Raw genomic sequence first — 15,239 nt, 5'->3', positions numbered from 1 at the left:
GGGACAGGACGTCAGTCGGGGCGGCCGTGTGCGTAGATGTCCTCGATGCTGTCACCGTGCGCTTCCAGCACTCGGTTCCTCTTGACCTTGAGCGAGGGCGTCAACATGCCGTTGTCGATGGTGAGGTCGCCGTCGAGGATGCGGAACGCGCGCACCGACTCAGCCCGCGACACGGCACCATTCGCACGGTCGATCGCCTTCTGAATGCGGGCCACGATGCGCTCGTCCTTCGCGGCCTCCGCAGGCGACATCGCCTCGATGCCCTTGCTCTCCAACCAGCCGGGAAGAGCATCCGCGTCGATCGTGACCAGGGCGGCGATGAAGGGCTTCCCGTCGCCGACGACCACACACTGGCTCACCAGCGCGTACGCGCGGATGCGGTCCTCGAGCTCCGCGGGGGCGACGTTCTTGCCCCCGGCGGTCACGATCAGCTCCTTCTTGCGTCCCGTGATGGTGAGGTATCCGTCGTCGTCCTGAGCGCCGATGTCTCCGGAATGGAACCAGCCGTCGGCGAACACCGCGCTGGTCGCGTCGGGGTTGTGGTGGTAGCCCTCGAAGAGCTGCTCTCCACGCAGCAGGATCTCGCCATCGTCCGCGATGCGGACCTCGATGCCGGGCAACGGCGGCCCGACGGTGCCGATCTTGGCGAGGTCGGGCCGGTTCACGTGCGAGGCCGCGTTGGTCTCAGTGAGTCCGTAGCCTTCCAGCACCGTCAGGCCGAGCCCGCGGTAGAAGTGACCCAGCCGGTCTCCCAGCGGCGCCGACCCTGAGATCGCCCACTCGGCTTTGCCGCCGAGCACGTCGCGGATCTTGCCGAGCACGAGCGCATCGGCCACCTTGTGACGCAGGCGCAGCGCCGCGCCGGGACCGGCGGCGGTGTCGAGCGCCTTCGAGTAGTCGATGGCCTGCTTCGCGGCCCACCTGAAGATCCGCACCTTGCCGCCCGCGGCGGCCTTCTGTTCCGCAGAGTTGTAGACCTTCTCGAACACTCGGGGCACCGCGAGCACGAGCGTGGGGTGGAAGGTCTGCATCGCGGGAACGAGCTTGGACGGGTCGGAGCAGTAGCCGATCACCGTGCCGGAGGCCACCAGGGCGATCTCCACCAGTCGCGCCAGCGAGTGCGCGAGGGTGAGGAACAGCACGGTCGAGGCGCCCTCCCCGAACAGCACGGGCCGCAGCTCCTCGTGGATGCCCGCGATGTGGCGCACGTAGGAGAAGTGGGTGAGCCGCACGCCCTTCGGCCGGCCCGTGGTGCCGGACGTGTACATGATCGTGGCGAGCGAGTCGTGGCCCAGCGTCGCGATGCGGGACGCAAGCGCGTCGTCCGAGACGTCCGCTCCGGCCGCAGCCAGGTCGTCGAGCGCGCCATCGTCGATGACGAGCACGCGGCTCACCGGGCTCTCGGCGTCGTCGGCCACCGCGCGCGCCCGAGCGGCGTGCTCGCTGTCCTCAGCGACGACGACGCTGACCTCCGCGTCCGAGGTGATCCAATCGACCTGCCCCTGTGAGGAGGTGTCGTAGATGGGAACGGGGATCGCGCCCGCGGACATGATCGCGAAGTCGAGGACGGTCCACTCGTAACGGGTGCGGGAGTAGATCGCGACCCGGTCTCCTGCGGAGACGCCCGTGGCGATGAGACCCTTGGCGACGGCGTTGACGTGGGCCTGGGCCTGGGCGCCGGTCACGTCGACCCACTCGTCGTCGGCATCCGGGTAGCGCAGCACCACCTTGTCCGCATGCACGTCCCACGCATGGCTCACAAGAGCGATGATGCTGGCCGGGTATCCGGCGGCCGGGCTTTCCATGGCGCCTCCGTTGGCATTCACGACAGTGAGGCTCACGATACCCTTTTCCCCAAAGCCAACCGAGCACCCAGGGAGCACCGTTCATGCACGCGATCGGCGTAGACATCGGTGGAACGAAGATCGCCGTGGGCGTAGTCGACGAGTCCGGCCACATCGTGGAGAAGACCCGCCGCGCCACTCAGCCTGAGGACGCCGCGAGCATCGACGCCGCGATCGCCGATGCGGTCGCAGACCTTGCCGATCGTCACGAGATCCATCATGTGGGCCTCGCCGCCGCCGGTTTCGTCTCGTCAGATCGTCGGCGCGTGCTGTTCGCGCCCAACATCGCATGGCGCGAGTACCCGCTCGCCGAACGGGTCGAGGCGCTGATCGGTCGGGATGACGTCCACGTGGTGGTGGAGAACGACGCGAACGCGGCCGGATGGGGCGAGTACCGCTACGGGGCGGGTCGTGACGTGCGTGACATGGTGATGCTCACCATCGGCACCGGACTCGGTGCGGCCATCATCTCCGAGGGGCAGCTCGTGCGCGGTGCGTACGGTTTCGCCGCCGAGCTGGGGCACATGCGCGTGCAGCCTGGCGGCCACCCGTGCGGCTGCGGGCACCGCGGCTGCTGGGAGCAGTACGCGTCCGGCTCGGCGCTCGTTCGCGAGGCACGCAGGGCCGCCCGCGAACGCCCTGTTCGGGCCGCGGGCCTGATCGGCCTCGCAGGCGGAGACGCCGCCGCGATCTCTGGCCCCGACGTCACCCAGGCGGCTGCCGATGGTGATGAGCTGGGGATCGAGCTTCTCGCCGAGTTGGGCGAGTGGATCGGTGCGGGCTGTGCCTCGCTCGCCGCGGTGCTCGACCCCGAGTCCTTCGTCGTCGGCGGTGGGGTCATCGCCGCCGGCGACCTGATGATCCTCCCTGCGCGCGCGGCGTACCAGGAGCACCTGCCGGCGCTCGGGCATCGACCTGTCGCCCCCATCGTCGCCGCCGCCATGGGCAACGACGCCGGAATCGTCGGCGCCGCTGCTCTCGCACGCGAGGTCCCGCATTCCCACGACTGATAGAGGATTGCCCACGAACGTTCGAGCACAGGAAGTCGAGATCGTCTCCCGATGAGCGCCTACTACACGCTGTTCAAGCACGTGCTGATCGGCCCACCGCTGAAGGGCTACTACCGCCCGTGGGTCGAAGGCGCGGAGCACGTTCCCGATTCGGGCGGCGCGATTCTGGCCTCGAACCACCTCGCGGTGTCCGACTCCTTCTTCCTTCCGCTCGTGATCCAGCGCAAGGTGGTCTTCCTCGGCAAGTCCGAGTACTTCACCGGCAAGGGCGTCAAGGGCTACGCCACCCGCTCCTTCATGGAGGGAGTGGGCACCATTCCCGTGCATCGCGGTGGCGGACGCGCCTCCGAGGCGGCTCTGCGCACGGGTCTCCAGGTGCTGCAGTCCGGGCAGCTGCTCGGGGTGTACCCCGAGGGCACGCGCAGCCCCGACGGGCGTCTGTATCGGGGCAAGACCGGCGTCGCGCGCATGGCGATCGAGGCCGGCGTGCCCATCATCCCCATCGCGATGATCGGAACCGATGTGGCGCAGCCCATCGGTCAGAAGGTGCCGAGTCGCACTGACATCGGCGTGCGCATCGGCGAGCCGCTGCGGATCGATGCCTACGCCGGACGCCAGGACGACCGCGAAGCGTTGCGTGAGGTGACGGACAACGTGATGGTCGCGATCCAGTCGCTGTCCGGCCAGGAGTACGAGGACCGCGATGCCGCGCAGTACAAACTCGAGTTGGAACGGGGCGATCACACGCGCCGTGACTCACAAGACTCCCCCTAGAATGGGCGGGAATCCAACCCTCCACGAAAGGTTCACTATGTCGGTCCGCCGTGTCGCCCTCCTCACCGCGGGTGGTTTCGCTCCGTGCCTGTCGTCCGCCGTCGGCGGCCTGATTGAGCGCTACACCGAGATTGCGCCGGAGATCGAGATCATCGCGTATGAGCACGGCTACTGGGGGCTGCTTCAGGGCAAGTTCACGACCGTGTCCGATGAGGTGCGCAAGAAGGCCGGCACGCTCCACGAGTTCGGCGGCTCGCCCATCGGCAACTCGCGGGTGAAGCTCACGAACGCCGGGGACTGCGTCAAGCGCGGGCTCGTCCAGGAGGGGCAGAACCCCCTCGAGGTCGCAGCCGAGCAGCTCAAGGCCGACGGCGTCGACGTGCTGCACACGATCGGCGGCGACGACACGAACACGACCGCAGCCGACCTGGCGGCGTACCTGCACGACAACGGCTACGAGCTGACGGTCGTGGGGCTGCCCAAGACGATCGACAACGATGTCGTTCCGATCCGCCAGTCGCTTGGCGCGTGGAGCGCTGCCGAGCAGGCGAGCGAGTTTGCGCAGAACGTCATCGGCGAGCACCGCTCTGGACCCCGCATGCTGATCGTCCATGAGGTCATGGGCCGAGCGTGCGGATGGCTCACCGCCGCATCTGCGCTCAAGTACCGTCAGTGGCTCGATGGGCTGGACTTCGTCCCCGAGATCGGCCTGTCGCGTGAGCGCTGGGAGATCCACGGCCTCTACCTCCCCGAGCAGAAGCTGGACCTGAACGCCGAGGCCACGCGCCTCAAGGCGGTCATGGACGAGATCGGCAACGTCAACATCTTCCTCTCGGAGGGCGCCGGAGTGCCCGAGATCATCGAGGAGATCGAGGCATCGGGCGGCGAGGTCGCCCGCGACCCGTTCGGCCACGTGCGCCTGGACGAGATCAACCCGGGCCAGTGGTTCGCCAAGCAGTTCGCGGAGCGACTGGGCGCGGAGAAGGTGATGGTGCAGAAGTCCGGCTACTTCTCGCGCTCCGCCAAGGCCAACGCGCAGGATCTTCGCCTGATCAAGTCGATGACGGACTACGGGGTCGAGTGCGCGCTGCGCGGCGAGTCCGGTGTGATCGGCCACGACGAAGAGGACGGCGACCGCCTGAAGGCGATCGAGTTCCCGCGCATCGCGGGTCACAAGGCCTTCGACGTCACGACGCCCTGGTACACCCGCACCCTGAGCGAGATCGGCCAGGCCTGACACGATGACTGAGGCAGCCCTCGAGGCCGCCGGCGTTGACTCCTACCTCCAGTGCGAGGCGAAGCAGCAGCCGGAATGGCCCGACCGCCAAGCGCTTGAGCGCACCACCGAGCGGCTCCGGCAGGTTCCGCCGTTGGTGTTCGCCGGTGAGGCCGACGTCCTGCGAGATCACCTCGCCGCAGCCGGCCGTGGGGAAGCGTTCGTGCTCCAGGGCGGAGACTGCGCGGAGATCTTCGCCGAGGCGACTGCGGACCGGATCCGCAACAAGATCAAGACCATCCTCCAGATGGCCGTGATCCTGACCTACGGCGCATCGACGCCGGTCGTGAAGATCGGTCGGATGGCCGGCCAGTACGCCAAGCCGCGTTCCGCAGGCACCGAGACCCGTGACGGCGTCACCTTGCCGACCTACCGCGGCGACATCGTCAACTCCTCGGCGTTCACCGAGGAGGCGCGGATTCCCAACCCCGAGCGCCTCGTGGACGCATATCACGTGTCCGCGGCGACGCTGAATCTGATCCGGGCCTTCACGCACGGCGGCTTTGCCGACCTGCGCCGGGTGCACGCGTGGAACAAGGGCTTCGCCGCCAACCCCGCGTACGCGCGGTACGACCAGATGGCCGCGCAGATCGACCGCGCCGTGCGCTTCATGGGGGCAGCCGGGGGAGACTTCGACGCCCTCAAGACCGTCGACCTGTTCTCGAGCCACGAGGCGCTGCTGCTCGACTACGAGCGCGCGCTGACCCGCATCGACTCGCGCTCCGGGCTGCCGTACGACTGTTCGGCCCACTTCCTGTGGGTGGGCGAGCGCACGCGCGAACTTGATGGTGCGCACGTCGAGTTCATGTCGCGTATCCATAACCCCATCGGCGTGAAGCTCGGCCCGACGGCCACGGGCGCCGATGCCGTGGCGCTTGCGGAGCGCCTCAACCCGGACAACGTTCCGGGCCGGCTGACGTTCGTGGCGCGCATGGGCGCCGACAAGGTGCGTGACGCACTGCCGCCGATCGTCGAGGCCGTCCGTGACGCCGGGGTGTCGGTGACCTGGCTGACGGACCCGATGCACGGCAACACGTTCACGTCCGAGTCCGGCTACAAGACGCGCCGCTTCGACACGATCCTCGACGAGGTGACCGGCTTCTTCGAGGTCCACCGTGCGGCGGGGACCATTCCCGGAGGGATGCACGTCGAGCTCACCGGCGACGACGTCACCGAGGTGATGGGCGGCACGGAGGACATCGACGACGAGGGCCTGGCACGGCGCTATGAGACCAAGGTCGACCCGCGTCTGAACCACCAGCAGTCGCTCGAGCTCGCCTTCCAGGTATCGGAGCTGCTCAGCGAGCGGTGACCGCGGCCCGTCGGGTCGCGGCTCAGTTCAGCTGTCGTAGATCAGCGTGACCGTCGAGCCCACCTCGAGCTGAGTGCCCGGGTCCGGACGCTGGCCGACGACGAACTCCGGTGTGGTCCACGGCCAGATGTTGTCCGCCTCGAGGTTGACCTCGAGGCCCAGCTCCTCCAGGTCGGCGGTCGCGCGGTCGACTCGGTCGTAGGTGAAGTCCGGGATCTCGACCAGCGGGGGACCGTCTGACACCCAGATCGTGATCTCCTGGGTGCGCACCCCATCCGCCCCGGCCCCGGGGTCCTGGCGGAACACCTCGCCTGCAGGGGCCTCGGTGGTGCGCTCACGCTCCACGGTGACCACCAGAGCGAACTCCTCGAGGGCCGCTTGTGCCTCGGCCTCGGTGTTGCCCACCACCTCGGGTACGGTGATCGGCTCGGGTCCGTCAGACAGTTCGAGAGACACCTCGGTGTCATGTCTCTCGGTAGCGCCCTGCTCGGGAGTGGAGCCCATCACCTCGCCCTCAGGAACGGTGTCCGAGTACGTGAAGGTGGGGTCACCCACGGGGAAACCTACCTCGCGCAGGCGATCGATCGCCTCGCTCTCCTCGAGTCCGACCACCTCGGGAACAGTCTCCTGACGGGCGCCCTGGGACACGATGAGGGCGACGTCCGAGCCATTGAGCGCCCTGGCCTGCTCGCTCGGCTCGGTGCCGATGGCGATGCCCTCGGCGATCACGTCGTTGTATTCATACTCAGGTGAGACCACGAAACCGAGCGCCTCAAGTGACGCTGTCGCATCGGCCTCCGTCTGTCCCTCGACTGACGGGACGGTCGTATAGGCACCTGGGCCGATCGAGCTGTACCACCAGAGACCCAGGCCGCCCAGAACGACGAGGGTCGCGAGCACCGCTCCGATCCACCACCCGGTGCGCCTGGTGCGGTGCTCGGGCTCGATGGCCTCGGGGTCGTCGTCGAGGATCTCGGCGTCTGCGTGGCCGGTGACGACGGCAGTGGATCCGCCCAGGCCGATGGGAAGCGCGATCGTCGACCCTGAGGGAGCGTCGGAGAGCACGGTCGTCGCGCCGTCGTCGTGCGTGATGGGCAACGATCCCGACGGGGGGTCGGCCCTGCGGTCAAGAGTGGGGTCGTCGATGAGCGCGCGAGTGTGGCGCACGAGTGCCAGGGCCGCCGCGGCATCGGCCGGACGGCCCTGCGGGTCACGGGCCGTCATCGACGCCACGAGCTCATCGAACTCGACGGGCAGCCACGGCACCGAGCCGGAAGGAGCCGGCATGTCCTCGTGCAGGTGACGCGACGCGACGCCGATGGCCGTCTCGGCCGGGAAGGGCTGACGCCCGGTCACCATCTCGTAGAGCAGGATGCCGCACGAATAGACGTCTGCACGCGCGTCGGCGTCGCCACGCGCCACGAGCTCGGGGGCGAGGTACGCGACGGTGCCGAGCAGCATCCCGGTCGATGTGCTGGTGACCTCCGTGACCGCACGCGCGAGCCCGAAGTCGGCGAGCTTGGGGCGACCGGAATCGTCCAGCAGCACGTTCTCGGGCTTGACGTCGCGATGGACCAGGCCCTGGCGGTGCGCCGCGGCGAGCGCATCCAGCACCGCGTCCGTGATCCCGAGGGCCTCTCCGACGGACAGGGTGCCCTCCTGGGACACCCGCTCGCGGAGATTCTCTCCCTCGACGTACTCCATGGTGAGGTAGGACAGATCCCCATCGACGCCCTGGTCGTACACACGCACCATGCCGGGGTGGGTGAGGCGCGCAGCGGACTTGGCCTCGCGGCGAAAGCGCGACACGAAGTCGGCCTCGCTCGCGTCGGACGCCAGGTGTTGGTGCATGATCTTCAACGCGACATCGCGCTCGAGCCTCTTGTCGAATGCGACGTAGACGGTCGCCATGCCTCCCGCCGCGACCCGTTCGCGCACCTCGTAGCGGCCGTCGATGAGACGGCCGAGCAGGGGATCGGTCAGGGTCTCGGACACGGGTTCATTGTATGCGGGTCGGATGGCGCTGGCGGCGGTGCGTCAGCGGTGCGCCGCAGGTCAGGAGAAGCGGCCCATGAGTGCGAGGACGCTGGCGACGTAGCGCTTGGTGTCGGCGTACATCCCGTACTTCCGCACCCCGGTCTCGCCCTGGTAGTAGCCCGCGATGGCGGTCTCGAGCGCCCGACCGTCGCGCTGCAGGTGCCGCAGCACGGCCACACCAGCGGTGACGTTGTCCTGGGGGTCCAGGAGATTGAGCTCGCGGCCCACCAGGTCGGAGGCCCATTCGCCGGTGGTCGGGATGACCTGCATCGCGCCCACCGCGTTGGCGGGGGACACCGCACGCATGTTGAAGCCCGACTCCTGAAAGGCCACCGCCTGCGCGAGCGCAGGGTCGACCCCCATGTCCCGGGCGGTCGCGACGATCATCTGCTGCATCTGCGCGCGCGATGGAACGTCCATGGCGTTCAGCGTCGCCTTGTTCTGGTTGGCGGCGCCCACCACGCCGGCGGAGTACGTGCGACCGAGGAACGTGTCGCCGACCAGTCCGGTGGGGGCTCCGCCGGGAATGGTCAGCTTCTGGCCGATGCGGATCATCGAGGGGTTCTTGATCGCGTTCGCGGAGACGATGGCACTCACGCTCACGCCGGACCGCTCCGCGATCCGGGCAAGCGTGTCGCCAGGGGAGACCGTGTGCTGCTGCGTGGTGCCGCCGAACTCCGAGAGGTTGGTGTCCGTGGCGACGGTCGTGGAGGCCGATGCGGGGGCGTCTCCCACCGCGGTCGCGCCGGGAATCGTCAGGGTCTGCCCCTCGCGGATGACGGCGCGGGAGTCGAGTCCGTTCGCGCTCACGATCGAGGAGACGGACGTGCCGAATCGTCTGGCGAGGTCCCACACCGTGTCGCCCGCGCCGACGGTGTGGCGCGCCGTTCCTGTCGGCGCAGACGTGGCGGAGACGGGCGAGGCCGCGCCGCCGCCGGGGACCGTCAGAGATTGGCCCTCGCGGATCACGGCGCGCGCATCGAGCCCGTTCACGGCGACGAGCGCGGACACCGTGGTGCCGTAGCGGCGGGCGAGGTCCCACACGGTGTCGCCCGCGGCGACGGTGTGGGTTCCCGATGCGGCAGTGGCGCTCTTGGCCCCGGCCGTCGGGATCGTGAGCTGCTGGCCCACGATGATCAGCGCGCGCGAGCCGAGGTCGTTGGCCTCGATGATCGAGCGCACGGACGTTCCGTAGCGGACCGCCAGGGCGCTGACGGTGTCGCCGTCGGACACGCGGTGCCGCTCATCGGCGGCGGCAGGGAGAGCTGTGAACGCCGTGGCGGCGAGCGCGGTCGCGGCTGCGAACGCCGCGGTGCGCGCGCGACGGGCGGGGGAGATCGAGGGGGCCACGGTGTTCTCCTAGCTGATACACATGAGACTGATGTGACAAGTGTGACTGATGTGACTGTAGCTCCGGCCAGGTGGATGCGCAACAGTTCAGATCGTTCGTATCCTTGGAGACGTGACTGACACTGATGGCTGGCTTCCCGTACCTGATTTCGCCGACCGGCTCGGCATCACCGCCGCGCGCGTGCGCGAACTGTTGAGGGAGCGGGCGCTTGTGGCCACACGCCGCGGTGACTCGCAGGCATGGCACCTGCCAGAGGGGTTCATCGACGACGCGGCGGCCGATGGCCCGCGCGTGCTGCCTACGCTTCGAGGAACGATCACGGTCCTCGCGGATGGGGGATTCTCCGACGACGAGATCCTCGAGTGGCTGCTGGAGACCTCCGAGGAGCTGGGCGCCACGCCCCTTGAGGCCATGCGCGAGGGGCGTCGTGCCCCCGTCCGGAGGGCCGCTCAAGCGCAGCTGTAGGGCTCAGGCGACCCTGTCGACCGCCCGCGTGATGAGGGACTCCAGCGCCGCGAGGCCGCGGGGTGTCAGCTGCTGCTCGCTCAGCGAGCGCCGTGCCTCGTCTGCCGCGCGCGCAATCTCCTCCTCCGACCACGCGATCGCGTCGGTGGAGTGGACGACGTCGAGGACTCGGGCGACCGCCTGATCCGATGCGTTGCGCACGCCAAGTGCATCACCGATCACGATGCGCCCCTGATCGTCGGTGCCGCGCCACGCTCGCCACATCACCAGCGTGCGCTTGCCCTCGCGCACATCGTCGCCCGTGGGCTTCCCGGTGGCGGCAGACGAACCGGTCAGACCCAGCAGATCGTCGCGGAGCTGGAAGGCGTGGCCGAGCGAGAGCCCCGCTCGACGCATCGCGTCGACGCCCTCCGGATCGGCGCCCGCGAGCGCGGCCCCCAGCCCGAGGGGAAACTCTGCGGTATAGGACGCGGTCTTGGCGCGCATCACCGACCTGATCTCCTGCTCCTGGTCCCCCAGACCCGCGATAGGGGCGGCGGCGGCGCGCATGTCCGCGTACTGGCCGAGGGTGACGATGTCCGCCATGTCGAGGAAGAGCCGCGACACGGTCTGTGCGACGGCACGGGGACGATCGAGGACCGCATCGCTGAGTGCACGCTGGCAGCACATGAGGGCCAGGTCGCCGCCCAGCACGGCACCTGCCTCGCCGTACTCGGCAGAGTCCCCGTGCCACCCCTGCTCGCGATGCAGCGACTCGACCCTGCGATGAGTGGACGGCCTGCCGCGCCTGGTGTCGGAGCCATCCAGCACATCGTCATGCACCAACGCGGCGGTCTGGAACAGTTCGAGGGCGGCGGCCACGCTCGTGGCGGAGCGGTCCTGGGTGCCGCCGAACGCGTCATGAGCGGCCAGCAGAAGCAGCGCACGCACACGCTTGCCGCCGGACGAGATGTCGTGAAGCGGCTCCAGCAGCTCGCCCGACACGGCGCCGAGAACGGCGCCCGCGCGAGATTGAGCCTCAAGCGCGGACGCGATGGCGCGGTCGGTGTCCTCGACCCATCTGTCGAACTGGTCAGTCACCAGGCCAGCCTAGGCGCTCGCGTCCACAGTGCCGTGCGGACCGTGAGCCTCCACAGTTCGCGGACCGCCCGGGTGCGCCGGGCTGGCACGAGCGGTGAGCATGCCTTCATGCAGACACGACACCTGATCGGACCGGGCGAGCTCATCGCCGCCATCCCGATGATGCTGGGGTTCATCCCTCGAGAGTCGCTGGCCGTCGTCGGACTGGACGGCACCGGGGAGGTGGTGGTGGCACTCCGGGTGGATCGCCGTGACGCCATGGTCCGAGAGTCCGCGGCTTCGCTGGGACGGGCCATCGCCGCGAGGCTCCGCGGCGTGACGGCGAGACGCGCATTCGTCGTCACCTTCACGGGCGACGACGTGGCACTCGCGTGTCCCGCGGTGGACGCGCTCAGGCCGGAGATCGACCGTGCAGTCGAGCGTGTCGACGTGTGGGCGTGCGACGGCGACAACTACCTGAGTCCCGGGTGCGCCGATCCGCAGTGCTGCCCGGTGGGCGGCCGCGCAGTGCCGTGGGGATCGCACGAACCGGCGTCCGCGATGACCGCCAGCGCCGTCGCGCACGCCGCCCCTGACGATCACGAGGATCCTGCGCCCGCCGCACGCAGACGCAGCGCCGCGCGCGCGGCGGATCGGTGGTGGGAGCGCCGCGACATCGACGCCAGGGGGTGGCGGTACGACGCATGGCAGCGGTGCAGCGAGTCCTTCCCGCTGCACGCCAGTGCTCCCGCGATCGGCCGGGCGATCGCGAGCGTGCAGGACGTGCGGGTGCGCGATGCGCTCATCGTCGAGTGGCTTGGAGGCTCGTCTTGCGCGGTCCTGGATACGCTCTACGGAAGGGATTCCGCCGCTGTGGCGGATGTGTTGGACGGCGCGATGCGAGATCCCGAGTGCGAGCCGCCCGACACCGCATCGGTCGTGGCATCGTTGCGCTGGTGCCGGCGCTTGCTCTCTCACGCTCGGCGCCGACAGCAGGCACCGGTGTTGTCGCTCAGCGCCGTGCTGCTGTGGTGGAGCGGCGACCTGGGGGCGGCCCGTCGTGCCGCAGCGGCCGCCTTGCACCGTGACCCGTCGTACTCTCTCGCGCGGCTCGTGCATGATGTCGCAGACGCAGGGCTCACCCCGGCCTGGATGGAGGGAGTGGAACGAATCCATTGACAATGTCGTTATACTTTAATGGATTTGCGCGAGGCGGAAGGGGCCTCATTGCCCCCTATTCCAAGCTGAGAGGTTTGCAGTGCCCACCACGTCATCCGAGCGCCGCGGCTTCTCGGACAGCACCGCGCACAACCCACCACGCTCGGCGGGCGCATCGCGCGTCCGCATCCACGAGGGCAACACGACCTCGCCCGCGTCCGCCTCCAGGCGGCCGACATGAAGGAGAAGGCCACGACTACCGCAGCCGCTTCCAGCGCCCGCAAGACCTCAGCAGCGAAGAAGGCGTCGTCGTCGACGACCGCCGAGTCCGCTCCGGAACAGGACGAGGCCACCGAGACCACTCGCAAGCCCGCCGCGAAGAAGGCGCCCGCGAAGGGCGCGGCCTCCGCGAAGGCCACGGCCGCCGCCAAGGCGAGGCGCGCATCGGCCGCCGCGAAGGATGTGCCCGTCCAGGACGCAGATCCGGACGAGGCGGAAGAGAAGGAACCCAAGGACGAGACCCCGGTGGTCGAGGAAGAGGACGAGAAGACCGGCTACGTCCTCGGCAACGCTGAAGACGACGCGCCCGTCCAGCAGGTGATGACCGCGGGAGCTACGGCTGACCCGGTCAAGGACTACCTCAAGCAGATCGGAAAGGTCGCGCTGCTGAACGCGGAGCAGGAGGTGGACCTCGCCAAGCGCATCGAGGCCGGCCTGTTCGCCGAGGAGAAGATCGCCGCCGGCGAGAAGATCCCCGCCGCGATGCGCCGTGAGCTCGAGTGGATCGCCAATGACGGGCGCCACGCGAAGAACCACCTGCTGGAGGCCAACCTTCGCCTGGTGGTGTCGCTGGCCAAGCGCTACACGGGCCGCGGGATGCTGTTCCTGGACCTGATCCAGGAGGGCAACCTCGGTCTGATTCGCGCCGTGGAGAAGTTCGATTACACCAAGGGCTACAAGTTTTCGACCTATGCGACTTGGTGGATCCGTCAGGCGATCACGCGCGCGATGGCCGACCAGGCCCGCACCATCCGCATCCCGGTGCACATGGTCGAGGTCATCAACAAGCTCGCGCGCGTTCAGCGCCAGATGCTTCAGGACCTCGGTCGCGAGCCCACTCCTGAGGAGCTCGCACGCGAGCTCGACATGACGCCCGAGAAGGTCGTCGAGGTGCAGAAGTACGGTCGCGAGCCCATCTCGTTGCACACCCCGCTCGGCGAGGACGGCGACAGCGAGTTCGGCGACCTCATCGAGGACTCCGAGGCCGTCGTGCCCGCCGACGCCGTGGGCTTCACCCTCCTGCAGGAGGAGCTGACCAAGGTCATGGACACGCTCAGCGAGCGCGAGGCCGGTGTGGTGGGCATGCGGTTCGGCCTCACCGATGGCCAGCCCAAGACCCTCGACGAGATCGGCCGCGTCTTCGGGGTCACCCGCGAGCGCATTCGCCAGATCGAGTCGAAGACCATGTCGAAGCTGCGCCACCCGTCGCGCTCTCAGGTGCTGCGGGACTACCTGGACTGAGGCCAGCCCTCACGGAATCTCTGGAGGGACGCCGGCCCCGAAGCCTTCTGGGGCCGGCCCCTCACGGGCACGTTCACGCGCGGTCTGAGCGACCACGATGCCGACGATCACGATTGCCGCACCCACCAGCTGAACGGGTGCGAGCGTCTCGCCCAGCCACCACCACGCGACGACGAAGGCGAACAGCACCTCCGACGAGGCGAGGATGCCCGATGCCGTCGCGCTGATGTGACGGAGCGAGATGAATATGAGTGTGAACGGCGCGAAGCCGCCGAGGACGACGATCAGCGCCACTGGCACCCACATGGGTGCAGTGACGTGGTCGAGGCTGCCGCCGAACGCCACGTCGGCGGTCAGCGCGCCGGGAGAGAGCGTCCACCAGCGGGACAGCAGCAGCCAGAAGGCGCTTGCGAACGCGGCGGCCCAGAACGCCACTGCCATGGGCGGCCTGCCGGCCACGGAACGCTCGCCGACCAGAAAGTAGAACGCGTACGACACCGCCGCCCCGAGCCCGGCGAGCACTCCCATTCCGGAGAGCGCCGAGTCCCACACTTGCGCGACGACCGCCAACCCGATGAGCACCGCAGCGATCGCGCCCCACAGGCGAGGATGCACCCGCTCCTTGAACACCGCCCACGCGAAGAGCGCGATCAACACGACGGCGGTGTACTCGAACAGCAGGGCCACGCCGACCGGCAGCAGCGAGATCGCCACGGAATAGCACCACTGGACCATCGCGAGGCCGCCGATCCCGAGCGCGGCAAACCAGGCCAGATCCCTGCGGGGCAGGTGGAACTGGGAGCGGTCCGTGGCGAGCAGCACGGTCCCCGCGATGATCGCGGTGCCGAGCACGCGGAACAGGGTGAGCTGCTCGGGAGTGACGCCGGCCTGCATCACCACCTTCGACATCGAGCCATTGAGTCCGAAGAGGAAGGCTCCAGTGAGCACGGCGGTCGCGCCGATCGCCGGCGAACGGCGGTGCGGAGGGGCTGGCGTCACGGGCCTCATGCTACGTGGGCGTTGCGCGGCGCTAATGGTGCGGGGCGCGGTACCATCGGGGGCGTTGTCACGAGAGTCTAGGAGACCATGAACGCGCTGCGCTACGCCCTGTTGATCCTTCACTTCATCGGTTTGGCGGCCATCCTCGGGCCCGTGCTCGACCAGCTTCGCGCCCAAGCGAAGCGGGTCACCGGTGCCATGGTCTGGGGAGCGCGCGCGCAGATCGTCACCGGTCTCGCGCTCGCGGGTGTCGCCTATGCCGGCGACAACGACCCCGACCACGTCAAGCTTGCCGTCAAGCTCATGGTCGCCGTCGCGATCGCCGGTCTCGCCGAGGTCGGCGCCCGGCGCGAGAACGGTGTCGAACGGTTCTGGCTGATCATCGGGGCCCTCACGGCAGTGAATATCGCCATTGCCGTGATCTGGCGCTGAC

General features: G+C 68.8%; 13 protein-coding genes. 8 read left to right on the top strand and 5 right to left on the bottom strand.

Going from position 1 to position 15,239, the window contains the following annotated elements:
- Positions 1 to 11: 11 nt before the first annotated feature.
- A complete protein-coding gene (locus ACNI14_RS09735) occupies positions 12 to 1,826 on the bottom strand; it encodes an AMP-dependent synthetase/ligase (RefSeq protein ID WP_420519809.1) in 1,815 nt (604 codons plus the stop codon).
- Positions 1,827 to 1,888: 62 nt separating this feature from the next.
- Here ACNI14_RS09735 and ACNI14_RS09730 point away from each other — a divergent pair, with 62 nt between their 5' ends.
- The 4 genes from ACNI14_RS09730 to ACNI14_RS09715 are packed head-to-tail and all read left to right on the top strand — an operon-like array spanning position 1,889 to position 6,216.
- The gene (locus tag ACNI14_RS09730) at positions 1,889 to 2,854 is read left to right on the top strand and encodes an ROK family glucokinase (RefSeq protein WP_420519808.1); all 966 of its coding nucleotides are present in this window, start codon (positions 1,889 to 1,891) and stop codon (positions 2,852 to 2,854) included.
- A gap of 51 nt (positions 2,855 to 2,905) precedes the next feature.
- A complete protein-coding gene (locus ACNI14_RS09725) occupies positions 2,906 to 3,628 on the top strand; it encodes a lysophospholipid acyltransferase family protein (RefSeq protein WP_420519807.1) in 723 nt (240 codons plus the stop codon).
- A gap of 37 nt (positions 3,629 to 3,665) precedes the next feature.
- Positions 3,666 to 4,865, top strand: coding sequence for a pyrophosphate--fructose-6-phosphate 1-phosphotransferase (locus tag ACNI14_RS09720; protein WP_420519806.1), 1,200 nt, complete (start codon positions 3,666 to 3,668; stop codon positions 4,863 to 4,865).
- A 4-nt stretch (positions 4,866 to 4,869) separates the two neighbouring features.
- Positions 4,870 to 6,216: a class II 3-deoxy-7-phosphoheptulonate synthase gene (locus tag ACNI14_RS09715; protein WP_420519804.1), complete on the top strand. Its 1,347-nt coding sequence runs from the start codon at positions 4,870 to 4,872 to the stop codon at positions 6,214 to 6,216.
- A 27-nt stretch (positions 6,217 to 6,243) separates the two neighbouring features.
- Here the strand turns inward: ACNI14_RS09715 and pknB are convergent, their stop codons facing one another.
- Together pknB and ACNI14_RS09705 are read right to left on the bottom strand one after the other, a co-directional pair.
- Positions 6,244 to 8,211, bottom strand: coding sequence for a Stk1 family PASTA domain-containing Ser/Thr kinase (pknB, locus tag ACNI14_RS09710; RefSeq protein ID WP_420519803.1), 1,968 nt, complete (start codon positions 8,209 to 8,211; stop codon positions 6,244 to 6,246).
- A 60-nt stretch (positions 8,212 to 8,271) separates the two neighbouring features.
- Positions 8,272 to 9,603, bottom strand: a complete 1,332-nt coding sequence (locus ACNI14_RS09705) for a LysM peptidoglycan-binding domain-containing protein (RefSeq protein ID WP_420519802.1) — start codon at positions 9,601 to 9,603, stop codon at positions 8,272 to 8,274.
- Between the two features lie 112 nt (positions 9,604 to 9,715).
- On the opposite strand from ACNI14_RS09705, the gene ACNI14_RS09700 reads away from it, so the two are divergent.
- Positions 9,716 to 10,069, top strand: a complete 354-nt coding sequence (locus tag ACNI14_RS09700) for an Rv2175c family DNA-binding protein (protein WP_420519801.1) — start codon at positions 9,716 to 9,718, stop codon at positions 10,067 to 10,069.
- Between the two features lie 3 nt (positions 10,070 to 10,072).
- On the opposite strand, the gene ACNI14_RS09695 is transcribed toward ACNI14_RS09700, so the two are convergent.
- Entirely contained in the window at positions 10,073 to 11,149 is a 1,077-nt protein-coding gene (locus tag ACNI14_RS09695; protein WP_420519800.1) for a polyprenyl synthetase family protein, read from the bottom strand.
- Between the two features lie 108 nt (positions 11,150 to 11,257).
- Between ACNI14_RS09695 and ACNI14_RS09690 the strand changes: the two genes are divergently transcribed.
- Complete coding sequence (locus tag ACNI14_RS09690; protein WP_420519798.1) at positions 11,258 to 12,307, top strand: DUF4192 family protein; 1,050 nt, start codon at positions 11,258 to 11,260, stop codon at positions 12,305 to 12,307.
- A 153-nt stretch (positions 12,308 to 12,460) separates the two neighbouring features.
- Positions 12,461 to 13,807, top strand: coding sequence for an RNA polymerase sigma factor (locus tag ACNI14_RS09685; RefSeq protein ID WP_420519862.1), 1,347 nt, complete (start codon positions 12,461 to 12,463; stop codon positions 13,805 to 13,807).
- 9 nt (positions 13,808 to 13,816) lie between these two features.
- Here the strand turns inward: ACNI14_RS09685 and ACNI14_RS09680 are convergent, their stop codons facing one another.
- On the bottom strand, positions 13,817 to 14,806 hold the full coding sequence (locus ACNI14_RS09680) for a DMT family transporter (RefSeq protein ID WP_420519797.1): 990 nt from the start codon (positions 14,804 to 14,806) through the stop codon (positions 13,817 to 13,819).
- A gap of 87 nt (positions 14,807 to 14,893) precedes the next feature.
- Between ACNI14_RS09680 and ACNI14_RS09675 the strand changes: the two genes are divergently transcribed.
- Positions 14,894 to 15,238, top strand: coding sequence for a hypothetical protein (locus ACNI14_RS09675; protein ID WP_420519796.1), 345 nt, complete (start codon positions 14,894 to 14,896; stop codon positions 15,236 to 15,238).
- Position 15,239 lies beyond the last annotated feature (1 nt).

Origin of the sequence: Demequina pilifera, assembly GCF_048814985.1 — a bacterium.
In the GTDB taxonomy this organism is placed as follows: domain Bacteria; phylum Actinomycetota; class Actinomycetes; order Actinomycetales; family Demequinaceae; genus Demequina.
The sequence above is the reverse complement of the archived record's forward strand: the minus strand, read 5'-3'. Positions and strand labels throughout refer to the sequence as shown.

Coding starts and splice junctions, on each gene's coding strand:
- ACNI14_RS09730 (WP_420519808.1), top strand. CDS start 1,889: ATGCACGCGATCGGCGTAGACATCGGTGGAACGAAGATCGCCGTGGGC.
- ACNI14_RS09725 (WP_420519807.1), top strand. CDS start 2,906: ATGAGCGCCTACTACACGCTGTTCAAGCACGTGCTGATCGGCCCACCG.
- ACNI14_RS09720 (WP_420519806.1), top strand. CDS start 3,666: ATGTCGGTCCGCCGTGTCGCCCTCCTCACCGCGGGTGGTTTCGCTCCG.
- ACNI14_RS09715 (WP_420519804.1), top strand. CDS start 4,870: ATGACTGAGGCAGCCCTCGAGGCCGCCGGCGTTGACTCCTACCTCCAG.
- ACNI14_RS09690 (WP_420519798.1), top strand. CDS start 11,258: ATGCAGACACGACACCTGATCGGACCGGGCGAGCTCATCGCCGCCATC.
- ACNI14_RS09675 (WP_420519796.1), top strand. CDS start 14,894: ATGAACGCGCTGCGCTACGCCCTGTTGATCCTTCACTTCATCGGTTTG.